At 32.1% G+C, this 11,567-nt stretch carries 9 protein-coding genes, 2 rRNA genes and 1 riboswitch (1 of these 12 cut by a window edge); all 11 genes read right to left on the minus strand.

Going from position 1 to position 11,567, the window contains the following annotated elements:
- Nucleotides 1-178 precede the first annotated feature (178 nt).
- Entirely contained in the window at nucleotides 179-517 is a 339-nt protein-coding gene (locus psyc5s11_RS27020) for a P-II family nitrogen regulator (RefSeq protein WP_224035522.1), read from the minus strand.
- Nucleotides 518-659: 142 nt separating this feature from the next.
- On the minus strand, nucleotides 660-1,907 hold the full coding sequence (locus psyc5s11_RS27025; RefSeq protein ID WP_224035523.1) for an ammonium transporter: 1,248 nt from the start codon (nucleotides 1,905-1,907) through the stop codon (nucleotides 660-662).
- A 501-nt stretch (nucleotides 1,908-2,408) separates the two neighbouring features.
- Nucleotides 2,409-2,747, minus strand: a complete 339-nt coding sequence (locus psyc5s11_RS27030; protein ID WP_224035524.1) for a P-II family nitrogen regulator — start codon at nucleotides 2,745-2,747, stop codon at nucleotides 2,409-2,411.
- A 23-nt stretch (nucleotides 2,748-2,770) separates the two neighbouring features.
- Entirely contained in the window at nucleotides 2,771-4,357 is a 1,587-nt protein-coding gene (locus psyc5s11_RS27035) for an ammonium transporter (RefSeq protein WP_224035525.1), read from the minus strand.
- Between the two features lie 58 nt (nucleotides 4,358-4,415).
- A complete protein-coding gene (locus tag psyc5s11_RS27040) occupies nucleotides 4,416-4,730 on the minus strand; it encodes a hypothetical protein (RefSeq protein WP_224035526.1) in 315 nt (104 codons plus the stop codon).
- 267 nt (nucleotides 4,731-4,997) lie between these two features.
- Entirely contained in the window at nucleotides 4,998-5,996 is a 999-nt protein-coding gene (locus psyc5s11_RS27045) for a phosphotransferase family protein (RefSeq protein WP_224035527.1), read from the minus strand.
- A 316-nt stretch (nucleotides 5,997-6,312) separates the two neighbouring features.
- A complete protein-coding gene (locus psyc5s11_RS27050) occupies nucleotides 6,313-6,471 on the minus strand; it encodes a DUF1540 domain-containing protein (RefSeq protein ID WP_224035528.1) in 159 nt (52 codons plus the stop codon).
- Between the two features lie 266 nt (nucleotides 6,472-6,737).
- Nucleotides 6,738-8,393, minus strand: coding sequence for a SulP family inorganic anion transporter (locus tag psyc5s11_RS27055; RefSeq protein WP_224035529.1), 1,656 nt, complete (start codon nucleotides 8,391-8,393; stop codon nucleotides 6,738-6,740).
- Nucleotides 8,394-8,594: 201 nt separating this feature from the next.
- Entirely contained in the window at nucleotides 8,595-9,461 is an 867-nt protein-coding gene (gene dapA / locus psyc5s11_RS27060; RefSeq protein WP_224035530.1) for a 4-hydroxy-tetrahydrodipicolinate synthase, read from the minus strand.
- Between the two features lie 225 nt (nucleotides 9,462-9,686).
- Nucleotides 9,687-9,853, minus strand: a riboswitch (Lysine riboswitch).
- A gap of 323 nt (nucleotides 9,854-10,176) precedes the next feature.
- A 5S ribosomal RNA gene (gene rrf, locus psyc5s11_RS27070) occupies nucleotides 10,177-10,293 on the minus strand.
- A gap of 114 nt (nucleotides 10,294-10,407) precedes the next feature.
- Nucleotides 10,408-11,567 (minus strand): 23S ribosomal RNA (locus psyc5s11_RS27075) (it continues 1,752 nt past the right edge of the window).

Below are 11,567 nucleotides of genomic sequence, written 5' to 3' on the forward strand. Positions count from 1 at the left end.
TATTAAACAAAAATTTATATTCTTAAGATAAATTTAAATTTTAAAATAGAAAACAGTAGATAAATTTGTGTTATACAAATTTATCTACTGTCTCATATATTCTACTAATAAATTATCTTAATAATCTCAGATACAATACTCTTTTTTACACCATATCTTCTTATATTATATATTTATCTTATAATGCAGAAGTTCCTCTTTCACCAGTTCTAATTCTTATACACTCTGCAATATCAACAATAAATATCTTTCCATCCCCAACTTCTCCAGTTCTAGCAATTGATGTTATTAATTCAATAACTTCTTCTACTTGGTCATCTTCAACAACTATCTTTACTTCTATTTTAGGTAATACATTAGTTGTTATTTCAGTACCCCTATGGTATTCCTTCCAGCCGCGTTGTTGTCCGCATCCCATTACTTGACTGATAGTTACTCCATTTATATTACTATTTTTCAATGCTTCCTTAATATCCTCAAGCTTTGAAGGTCTTATAATTGCTTCTATTCTTTTCATAATATATTCCTCCCTAATCATACATCTGCAATAAGCATATGGTACACACATATATGTTGCTTTAATTATAACCTTTTACTTTAATCTAGTTTGTTATACTGTAATTGTACCAAAAATCTTAGTATAAATCTATTACTATATATTAATCTAAACCGTTAAATGCAGGATAAGCTGTTTCACCATGTTCAGCTAAATCAAGTCCATCAGCTTCTTCTGAAGCTTCAACTCTAATATCCATAAATAACTTCATAACTTTTATAATTAAGAATGTCATCACACCTGCAAATACTATTGTTATTGCAATACCCATTATTTGAGCAATTAAAAGTTTAACATCTCCAAAGAAAAGTCCATTCCATTGTGCTGCAGAGTTAATTGCTGTTTGTCCAAATAATCCAGTTGCAATACCACCCCAGATTCCTCCAACTCCATGACATCCAAAAGCATCAAGTGCATCATCATATCCAAATTTAGCTTTTACTTTTTCCATAAAGAAGAAACAAATTGGAGATACTACTATACCTATTATAATTGATGCCCAAATTGAGACAAAACCTGCACCTGGTGTAATTGCAACTAATCCTACTACTGCTCCTGTTGCTGCTCCAAGTAATGATGGTTTGCCATGTTTCACTTTTTCAATTAACATCCATGAAAGCATAGCTGCTGCCGCTGAAGTATTTGTTGTCATAAAAGCTTGAACTGCAAGTGGACCAGCTCCAAGTGCACTACCTGCATTAAATCCAAACCATCCAAACCAAAGTAATGCTGCTCCAAGAACCACAAATGGAATATTATGAGGTCTATATGACATCATACCATGCCCACGTCTTTTGCCTAACATTATACATGCTACAAGTCCTGAAATACCTGAACTTATATGAACTACATTACCACCTGCAAAATCAACAGCTCCTAAAGCTCTTATTAATCCACCATCTCCCCATACCATATGAGCAAGTGGATAATATACTAAAAGTGACCATGCTGCTACAAATATGAATAATGCTGAGAATTTCATTCTTCCTACTAACGAACCAGTTATAAGTGCTGGTGTGATTATTGCAAACATCATTTGAAATGCTGCAAAAAGTAATTGAGGTATATTGCTTGCATATGCTGCATTAGGTTCAGCACCTACGCCTACCATGCCAAAGAAATTAAGTCCTCCAATTATTCCATGAAAGTCATTTCCAAAAGATAAAGAATACCCTACTAAAACCCACATTACTGATGCTAATCCACAAATAAAGAATGATGACATCAATGTATTTAAAACATTTTTTCTTCTAACCATTCCAGCATAAAAGAATGCAAGTCCTGGTGTCATTACAAATACAAGTGCTGAACAAATCATTACGAAAGCACTGTCGCCTAAATTAATTTCCATAAAAAGTCCCCCTTTAAAATAATGAATGTAATTCTAAATTTTTAAATCTATTTAGTTACTTAATTTTCTTAATAATTTTTCAAAACAAATATTAATTTAAAAGTAATTGCGCCCCATTACTTTTGAAAGTTAGCTTTGCAAAGCCATTTTACTTAACACATTACAACATCGTAATTTTGTTACATAAAAAACGGTGCTTGTGAAATATGCCTTTTCCAAGTACATTTCACAAACACCGTTGTTTATATTCTATATTATATTATCTCATTATAAATTTGTCAATGCATTTTTCAAAATCTATAATTAATGTTAATTTATCCATCATATAATTAACATTCATATTTGTTTAGAGTAATTTTCATTATCTATATTTCCTGAGTATCTATAATTCATAAAAAAATAAACCACCATTATTAGAAAATTTGATTATATTAAATCAAATTTTCATTAAAATTGGTGGTTTTCTTATTATTCTTATCAATATTATACTAACTCGTTATTTTATAAAGCGTCTTTTCCACGTTCACCTGTACGAATTCTCACAATATCATCAGCATCATATATGAAAATCTTTCCGTCTCCATAATTACCTGTACTAATTTCTTTTAAAACCTTATCTATTATCATTTCTGCAACTTCAGGAGTTACAACTGTTTCAACTTTTACCTTAGGTAATAAATTTACATTATATTCAGTACCTCTGTAAATAGTTTTGTAGCCCTTTTGATTACCATATCCCATAATATTTGAAATCATAACACCATTAGCATTACATTCAGTTAATATTTTTTTCAATTCCTCTAATTTTTCACTTTTAATAACAATTTCTAACTTCTTCATAACGTTACCTCCTTTTCCTTATATTATATTGATCTTGCATCTTTTTTAAACCTTAATAATTGTTTTATTTCCATATTATCTGCTGAATTATAATCAAGTTCAGGGGATTTTACTAATTGCATATCAGGATATGCAGTAACACCCATCTCAGGAATATCTAAACCATTTAATTCATCTTCCGGTGATACTCTTATGCCCCAAACTTTATCAAGAATCTTGAAGAATATATAAGAAACTCCAAATCCCCAGACAAATAAAACTACAACAGCAATTAGTTGTGCTACGAATTGAGATGCATCACCAAAGAATAATCCTGTTACACCTCCAGCAACACCATTTATACCATCTCCATAAGAACCATCTGCAAATAATCCTAAAGCAAGAACACCCCAAAGACCATTAACACAATGAACAGAAATTGCACCGACTGGATCATCAAGTTTTAATTTATTTTCTACAAATGATACGGATACACATACAAGTAATCCAGCAACTCCACCAATAAAGAAGGCAGAAGGAGCATTTACAAATGCGCAAGGAGCAGTAATTGCTACAAGTCCAGCAAGGGCACCATTTGCAGTCATAGATGGGTCAGGTTTTCCAAATTTAATCCACATATATGACATCGCAACAAGTCCACCTATTGCACCAGCTACCATTGTATTAGTCGCAACTACAGCTAGTCTAAAATCAGAAGCATTTAATGTTGAACCTGCATTAAATGAGAACCAACAGAAGAATAAAATAATTGTACCAACAATAGCCATTGGTATATCATGTCCAGGGAAAGGTCTTGCAGTTCCGTCTTTTTTAAATTTACCAATTCTAGGACCTATAACAATTGCACTTGATAAAGCAAGCATACCACCCATTGAGTGAACAACAGCAGAACCAGCAAAGTCAACAACACCATGACCTAATCCAAAGTTCTTACCAAGGGTAGATAACCAGCCTCCGCCCCATACCCAGTTTCCAAAAAGAGGGTACAAGAACATTGAAATAAACAAGGATATAATAATAATGGCAGAATATTTTACTCTTTCTGCTACAGCACCAGTTGGAATTGTAACAGTTGTATCCATGAATACCATTTGAAAGAAAAACAATGCGTAAATACCTGGATCATAAATACCTGCACCAGATAACATGAATCCCTTATAACCCATAATACCACCAAGACCAGGTATAGAAAGCATTGAATCTAGAGCCGCTCCTCCAGTTCCAAGTCCAGCAGCACCACCTGATCCACCAAATTGAAGGGCAAATCCTACTAAGAAATATCCTATTGCTCCAACTAAAAATACCATAAAGTTCATTGTCATTGTGTGAGCTGCATTTTTACCACGGCAAAATCCTGTTTCAACCATTGCAAATCCACATTGGAAGAAGAAAACCATAAAGCCGGTTATCATAACCCATGTGAAATTTGCTCCGTAATAACCCTTATTGGCAGTTGTTGCAACATCTGTTAATGTTTCAGCTCCAGTTGCAGCAACGTAAGAAGCTCCTGTTGGATCTGAACCTCCTGCTGGTGAAAGTGCTAAAACTAACATTACCGCTAAAGTACCTAAAAATAATATAATTGCACCTAATTTTACTGACTTTTTCATAAATTAGCCTCCTTTAAAATAATAATATTTTTTGTAGTTGTTAGAATAAAAAATTGTGTTATTTTTTTAGTGAAAGTTTTTTTAATTTTTTTCCTTTAAAATTACTCCATTCAAATTTTGACGAAGTTTTAAGTAATTCCTCTTTTAATTTAGTAACTGATAAATAATATCGTATGCCAAGGTATAGAACCAAAAATCCAAATACTTCACCTGGTACATATGAATTTAAAACTTTAAAGTTGACATGGTTGACTAAACTGAAAATACTAAAAAATATTCCCAGAAAAATAACAATCATGGTTGTTGCATAGAGAAAATTAACACTGATTACTTTACTTCTGTTATTCACGATAACTGTATTTTGACTTTTCATTATGATGCCTCCCTTCTTAATAATAATTTTTTCTTTTAGTAAAAACTAAATTTCTAATGACAAAAAAATGGAGCCAAGCTGGTTCAGCTTTGACTCCATTGTCATGAGAACTATTCAAATTATAAAAAGGCACCCAATATAATATCACATTATATTAGACACCTTCGTCATTAAATTAGTATTTATTTACATTATAGTTATATGATTATAAAAAGTCAATTCATATTTGAAAATATTTATAAAAGTATACGGCTATTTTATATCCTATCAATTAGTGAACTTAATAATTTTCATTTCCTTTTTCAAATCTTTATTATCCAATATATCTATATTATTAATTACTATATTCTTTATATTGGAATATTTATTAGGCATATCCTCTTCTCCATTAATTATCTGAATTAAATTAACTAAATCTCGAAGTTTACTTATTTTATACCAATTCTTTTCTAACTTATAATCTGAATTTTTGTTATACTCATTCTTAAATGCTTGTAATAAGTTATTGTTGAAATATTCTTCATATCTAAAAAATTGACCTATATCTGCTAAAGGGTGTCCTGCCATTGCAAATTCCCAATCTAAAATCCCAGATACTTGACCATTTTTTATTAATATATTAGTGCCTTGAAAATCGCCATGAACTAACCTAACTTTTTCATCTAGTTTATCTAATATCTTTTTATTTTTCTTAATAATATTATTAATTTTTTGTATAATACTTTTACCTAGACGTTTTTGAGCTCTATCTCCCATAAATTCTTCATACCATGAAATAAGTGGAGGTAATTCATCTTTTAAATTTAAATTTTCATCTAAAAATCCTGTTTTATTAAACTTATGATTATGTATTTTAGCTAAATATCTTGCAACATCTCTAACAAATATTTCTTCCAATACATATCCTTCACTTATAGCTTCTCCTATACTCTTCCCTTCCATATACTCATAAATTGCATATTCTCTGTTTTGAATAATTTCATCAGTACTAATCTTATATATTCTAGGCACAAGAATAGTTTCCTTTAACTTTGTTAATAATTTGATTTCTTTCTTATGGTTTTGCTCTGTTGAAAAAAATATTTTTAAAATATATTTTTTTTGAAATTCATTTGTTTCTACAATATAATTTGTTGTTCTACAACCCTCATTTATCGGGATTATATTAATGATATTCCTTTCTTCTAAAATCCCGTCAAATAGCCTACCCACTATACTCTTATCAATTTCTAAAAATGGAAATTTTCTTTCCCAATCGTATTCCAATTAAACATACCTCGCTACTCTATATAGTTTTATAATCAATTTCTTCATTTAAGGCACAATCAAATAAATAACAAGTCCAAAGTTGCCATGAATATTTTTTTGATTGTGCCTAAATTTAATTATAATATATTATTGGCATATTTGTTATAAAAGTTTTATTCATATTACTTTATTATATTAGTTTTTTCAAAAAACTAAATCCATATAGATTGTTAATTTTATTTATTATAATTTATACTTTTAAATAAAATCAGAAAGAGATGTTCTAAAAAACTATTTTTTAGAACATCTCTCTAAATTCAAGTGAAATTTAAAGCTATCTTACTTCAAATGACTCACAATCTGTACATTCAACTTTTGTTGGATCAGTTTCATGAGTACCTACTTTGATTTCTTGTAATGTACAATAATCCTTTGATTGTGCATGATATTGACATTGTTCAACAGAACATTTTATAGACGAATTTGCATCCATTTTTATCACTCCTTATAACTTTTTCAATAATATTATTTGCAAAACTCACTTATATATGCAGTCTCTTAGTTGTATACTTATGGGTTTTAATATTATTTAAATTATATATACCTATTATTTCCTCGGAAATAATTAATTTGTAATAAAAAATACTCTAATTAATACTGCTATAAATTACAAAAATAGGATTAATAATTTACACTGTCTATTATTAATCCTATTTAAATTATTCATATGTAAAATATAAATTCAAAAATATCTTTAATTTAAGATACCTCTAGACATTTTATATACTCATAAGCTATTTCTATTGCTTCTGTCTTAGTTTCATATATATGACTTTCTCCAATTTGAACTACGAATCCCATTTTATTTAATACTTTCCTTGGTTGTTCTTGCACATGAGTTAAACAAAATTTTATGTTTAACTTATTGCAATGCTTAAGCAATCTAGTTAATGCATCTATTGCAGATGCATCTATTGCATGGGTATGTCTCATATCTAAAATAACAACCTCAACAGAAGATTCAAGTTCTTTCATTTTTGCAATAAACTCTTGTACTACGCCAAAAAACAGCGGTCCATTTACTTGATATACATGTATTTTCCCCTCTGCTTTTTCTAGTACGCTAGCTATATTCTCATCAAAAACTTCATCATATACTAAATCTCTAATTTCCGTAGTATCTGATACTCTCTTCATAAATAAGAACATTGCCATAATCATTCCAATACTTATTGCAACAACTAAATCAAATGCAACTGTACATCCAAATGTGATTAATAATACAATAACATCACTTTTAGGAGCCTTTAATAATCCTTTAAAAGCTCTCCATTCACTCATATTATATGATACAACCATTAAGATTGCAGCAAGGGTAGTCATAGGTATCATCTTTGCAAGAGGCATTAAAACTAACATGGTAGCTAATAATGTTATAGCATGGATCATTCCTGATATAGGACTTTTTCCACCTGATTTTACGTTAGCTGCTGTTCTTGCTATGGCACCTGTAGCTGGTATTCCACCGAATAATCCACATGTAATATTAGCTATCCCCTGAGCAACAAGCTCCATATTAGAATCATGTGCATCTGAAATCATTCCATCTGCTACTACTGCTGATAATAATGATTCTAATGCTGCTAAAATAGCAATTGTCACAGCAGGTGCAAACAATTTATTTATTGTAGCCATACTCAAGTCTGGAAGTATTGGCATTGGTATTACTGATGAAATTTCTTGAAATCTACTTCCAATAGTTTCTACAGGTAAGTTTAATACTTTTACAAAAACAGTTGCAACTATCAATGCAATCATCGAACCTGGTATTGTCTTATTAATTTTAGGCCAAAACACGATTATAATAATAGATCCTACCCCTACTATCAAAGACCATTTACTTAATAACCCTATGTTTGCAAAATAACTTCCCCATTTAGCAAAAAATTCTGCTGGCACAGTGTCAATTGGTAGTCCAAAAAAATCTTTAATTTGCGTTGACATTAATGTTACTGCTATACCAGCTGTAAATCCTATAGTTATTGTTTGTGGTATATACTTAATTAATGATCCAAATCTTAATACTCCCATTATAATTAATATAATTCCTGCCATTATTGTAGCAGTAATAAGTCCATTTAAACCATATTCCTGAATAATCGAATAAATTATAATAACAAAAGCTCCTGTAGGGCCACCTATTTGGACTCTACTACCTCCTAATAATGAGATTATAAATCCGGCAAATATTGCTGTAATAAGACCCTTCTCAGGTGACACGCCTGATGATATACCAAGTGCTATTGACAATGGTAATGCTATTACAGCAACTATAATTCCAGCTATGATATCTTTCATAACTTGTGCTTTTGTAATTTCCTTGTTCTTAATCATATAAAAGAACTTCGGCATCATTTTTAATCACTTCCTTATTTAACTTGTCAGCTTTCATCTTACTCCTATTTTTTATACTAGTCAAAACAAAATATACATTTTTATTACAATAAAAGCATAATTTTGACATTTAAATTTAACATTTAATTATTTATTTAGTAAGTGATTTCCAATAATATATTATACCCATTTAAATTTTTAAAAACAAATTAAGTGAATTATCTATAATTTAATAATATTATTTAATTTATTTTCTAATTCTTCTGTAATATTAACTAATGGCAATCTAACTTCATCTGAATCTATTAACCCTAATTTCTTTAAAGAATATTTTAATGGTGTAGGGTTAGGCTCTGCAAATAAAAATGGTATCATATTATATAATAACTTCCATTTTTTTAATGCAGCTTGATGATTATTAGTTTTAACCAAATTATAGACTTCAATAAATTCTTTAGTTCTTAAATGAGCCGATCCCATTATTCCACCTTGTCCACCAAGCAAAAGTGTTATGTAGAAATATGCATCCTCTCCCGTTAAAATTGAGAAGTCCTCTGGTGGATTAATCAACAAATCAGTTGTTTGCCTCATATCTCCTGAGCAATCTTTTAACCCTATAATATTCTTTAATTCTGACAATCTATGAATAGTTTCATTTTCAACATTTATTCCAGTTCTATATGGGATATTATAAATTATAATATCTAAATCAGTTCCTTCAGATAGACTTTTAAAATGTTCATACAATCCTCTTTGATTTGGTCTTGAATAATATGGTGCTACAGATAATATACCATCCACATTATACCTTTCTGCTACCTTTAATTTCTTAACTACTTCACTAGTATGATTTCCACCTAACCCTACATATACTGGTACTCTATTATTACTAAACTCCATAGTTTTAGCCAAAACTTCTTCATATTCATTCTCTAGAATAGTAGGCGACTCGCCAGTTGTTGCAAGTGGTATAATCCCATTTACCCCTTCTTCTATATAATGATTAACCATTCTTTCATAAGATTTTAAATCTACCTCTCCGTCCTTAAATGGTGTTACTAATGGTACTAATACTCCTTCAATTTTCATAAATTATTACAACTCCTCAAATTTGTTTTATACCCACAAGGGTCACAATGTATCCTCAAGGGAAACAATATACCCACAAAGTACAATGTAACCCCAAGAGGTACTTAATAAAATAAGAAAACCCGTTAGTATATATACCAACGGGTAGAGTTAATCGCATAAAGCTTTATCTGAAACTAAAAAACAATAATATTATTACTACTACTACTATTTTCAATTTCAGCAAATCCTTGTAGCTCTCCACTTTCGTGACAGTTATGCACATATTCTATGCATACCCAGAAATAAATCTTTACATAATTTAAATCTTCGGCCATAATACCTTTCCTTATTAATCAACGTTTGCAAACTCATAATAAGTACTCTTTATTAATGGCACCTCTACCTAAGGTTTTCGTTATTGAATTTATTGGTATTGTACCACTAATTTGATTTCTTGTAAATACTTCGTCTATCCTGCTACTTAAAGTTGATCTATACTATTACTTAGAGTAATTAGAATATATGAATGGTACTATGCATATATTACTGTTCCTTTTAAAGATATCCACATATAATTAAGAATAATCCACAATATATTTAAAATCATTGTGACTTGTTGTGGATTATTTTTAATATTGTTTCTTCTAATACTATTATTTTAATATTAGTAGTAGTAAATACTTTTTTACTTGCACTAAAAAAGAGATAGTATATTACTATCTCTTTTAGAATTACCTCGCAACGTCCTACTCTGCCACACAGTCACCCGTGCAGTACCATCGGCGCTATAGACCTTAACTGTCCTGTTCGGAATGGGAAGGAGTGTTACCTCTATGCCATCGTCACGAGATTGTTACAAGCAATATTATACTTATAAAAATATAATATGTCAAGCATTTTGAAAGAATTGTTCTTTCAAAATTGCATATAGAATTAATGTATATTTTACAACTTGATTAAATAATTGGTCAAGCCCTCGACCTATTAGTATCAGTCAGCTAAATATGTTACCATACTTACACCTCTGACCTATCAACCTTGTAGTCTTCAAGGGGTCTTACTAGCTTACGCTATGGGAAATCTCATCTTGAGGTTGGCTTCACACTTAGATGCTTTCAGCGTTTATCCATTCCCGACTTAGCTACCCAGCTATGCTTCTGGCGAAACAACTGGTACACCATAGGTCAGTCCATCCCGGTCCTCTCGTACTAAGGACAGCTCCTCTCAAATTTCCTACGCCCGCGACGGATAGGGACCGAACTGTCTCACGACGTTCTGAACCCAGCTCGCGTGCCGCTTTAATGGGCGAACAGCCCAACCCTTGGGACCTACTTCAGCCCCAGGATGCGACGAGCCGACATCGAGGTGCCAAACCTCCCCGTCGATGTGAACTCTTGGGGGAGATCAGCCTGTTATCCCCGAGGTAGCTTTTATCCGTTGAGCGATGGCCCTCCCACGAGGTACCACCGGATCACTAAGCCCGACTTTCGTCCCTGCTCGACTTGTAGGTCTCGCAGTCAGGCTCCCTTATGCCTTTGCACTCTACGAACGATTTCCGACCGTTCTGAGGGAACCTTTGGGCGCCTCCGTTACATTTTAGGAGGCGACCGCCCCAGTCAAACTGCCCACCTAACAATGTCCTGTCACCAGTTTCATGGCATCCAGTTAGAACTTCAATACTATCAGGGTGGTATCCCAACAACGACTCCACCAAAGCTAACGCTCTGATTTCCCAGTCTCCCACCTATCCTGTACAGACAATACCGAAATTCAATGCTAAGCTACAGTAAAGCTCTACGGGGTCTTTCCGTCCAATCGCGGGTAGCGAGCATCTTCACTCGCACTACAACTTCGCCGGATTTGCAGTTGAGACAGTGCACAAGTCATTACGCCATTCGTGCGGGTCAGAACTTACCTGACAAGGAATTTCGCTACCTTAGGACCGTTATAGTTACGGCCGCCGTTTACTGGGGCTTAAGTTCACACCTTCGCACTTACGTGCTAAGCATTCCCCTTAACCTTCCAGCACCGGGCAGGCGTCAGCCCCTATACATCAGCTTACGCTTTAGCAGAGACCTGTGTTTTTGTTAAACAGTTGCTTGTGCCTATTCTCTGCGGCCTGAT

It is taken from the genome of Clostridium gelidum (genome assembly GCF_019977655.1).
In the GTDB taxonomy this organism is placed as follows: Bacteria; Bacillota; Clostridia; order Clostridiales; family Clostridiaceae; genus Clostridium; species Clostridium gelidum.

Bases quoted from the DNA above. Each gene is read 5' to 3' on its own strand.
- psyc5s11_RS27020 (WP_224035522.1), bottom strand. From the start codon at position 517: ATGAAAAGAATAGAAGCAATTATAAGACCTTCAAAGCTTGAGGATATT.
- psyc5s11_RS27025 (WP_224035523.1), bottom strand. From the start codon at position 1,907: ATGGAAATTAATTTAGGCGACAGTGCTTTCGTAATGATTTGTTCAGCA.
- psyc5s11_RS27030 (WP_224035524.1), bottom strand. From the start codon at position 2,747: ATGAAGAAGTTAGAAATTGTTATTAAAAGTGAAAAATTAGAGGAATTG.
- psyc5s11_RS27035 (WP_224035525.1), bottom strand. From the start codon at position 4,357: ATGAAAAAGTCAGTAAAATTAGGTGCAATTATATTATTTTTAGGTACT.
- psyc5s11_RS27040 (WP_224035526.1), bottom strand. From the start codon at position 4,730: ATGAAAAGTCAAAATACAGTTATCGTGAATAACAGAAGTAAAGTAATC.
- psyc5s11_RS27050 (WP_224035528.1), bottom strand. From the start codon at position 6,471: ATGGATGCAAATTCGTCTATAAAATGTTCTGTTGAACAATGTCAATAT.
- psyc5s11_RS27055 (WP_224035529.1), bottom strand. From the start codon at position 8,393: ATGATGCCGAAGTTCTTTTATATGATTAAGAACAAGGAAATTACAAAA.
- dapA (WP_224035530.1), bottom strand. From the start codon at position 9,461: ATGAAAATTGAAGGAGTATTAGTACCATTAGTAACACCATTTAAGGAC.